Source organism: Litorilinea aerophila (assembly GCF_006569185.2).
Lineage (GTDB): Bacteria > Chloroflexota > Anaerolineae > Caldilineales > Caldilineaceae > Litorilinea > Litorilinea aerophila.
This window is the reverse complement of record NZ_VIGC02000085.1, coordinates 1-1,132: the sequence shown is the minus strand read 5'-3', so window position 1 is coordinate 1,132 and position 1,132 is coordinate 1. Positions and strand designations below refer to the sequence as shown.

Annotated in this window: 1 protein-coding gene; it reads left to right on the top strand. The window is 66.2% G+C overall.

Annotated elements, in window-relative coordinates; genetic code table 11:
• Positions 1-36: 36 nt before the first annotated feature.
• Positions 37-1,132 (top strand): IS1634 family transposase (locus tag FKZ61_RS23705; protein WP_456086341.1); only part of this gene is annotated, 1,096 nt, incomplete at its 3' end.

Here is a 1,132-nt window from a genome sequence, read left to right as displayed (position 1 = left end):
TGGCTGGGCCATATCCTTTCGGAAGGTGACCACCGCTTGAACCACGTCCAGGACTGGGCGGAGAAGCGTTTGGAGACGCTGAGCCGCTGCAGCGACCAGGAGGTGCGGGCCCTGGACTTCAGCGACGACCGTCTGGCGGATGTGCTGAGGGCCCTCAGCCAAGATGCTGCCTGGGATGGCTTTGAGGCAGCGCTGAACGGGCACTTGCTGCGCGTGTACGACCTGAAGCCGCAACAGGTGCGGCTGGATAGCACCACTGCCAGCGGCTACGGGTCGGTGACCCCCGAGGGGTTGTTCCAGTTTGGGCACAGCAAGGATCATCGGCCCGACCTGCCCCAGGTGAAGGTGATGCTTTCCACCCTGGACCCGCTGGGCCTGCCGCTGGCCACCACGGTCCTGCCCGGACAACGCGCCGACGACCCGCTGTACGTCCCGGCCATCACTCGGGTGCGAGAGGGGTTGGGACAGCGAGGGCTGTTGTACATCGGCGATTGCAAAATGGGGGCCTTGGAGACGCGTGCCTTTACCCAGGCCGGTGGTGATTTCTACCTGTGTCCGCTGTCGGAGAGGCAACTGCCGGCCGAGGTGCTGGAGACCTACCTGGCCCCGGTGGAGCGCCAAGAGCAGCCGCTCACAGACGTCTATCGGGAGAAGGGGGCCGATGCCGAGGGGACCGGTGAGCGGGAACGGATCGCAGAAGGGTACGAACGGTTGGTGGAGCTGACGGCGGAGGTGGACGGCCAACTCATCACCTGGACGGAACGGCGGTTGGTGCTGCGTTCCCTCAAGCAGGCCCAGGCCCAGGAGGCGGCCTTGCGGTCCCGGCTGGCCAAGGCTGAGCAGGCAGTGGCTGCCCTGAATGAACGAGGCCGGGGGAAGAAACGGTTCACGGAGCTGGCTGCGCTGCAGCAGGCGGCGGAAGCGCAGGTCGAGCAGTACCGGGTGCAGGGATTGTTGCGCTTGCATTATGAGGAGGAGATCAAGGAGCGAGCGGTGCGGCGTTACCGAAGCAGGCCGGCAACCGTTCGCCAGGAGCGGGAAGTCCGGGTGACGGTGGAAGTAGACGAAGCGGCGCTGCAGAAGGCCCTTGCTCGGCTGGGCTGGCGGGTCTATGCCACCAATGCCCCGGCGG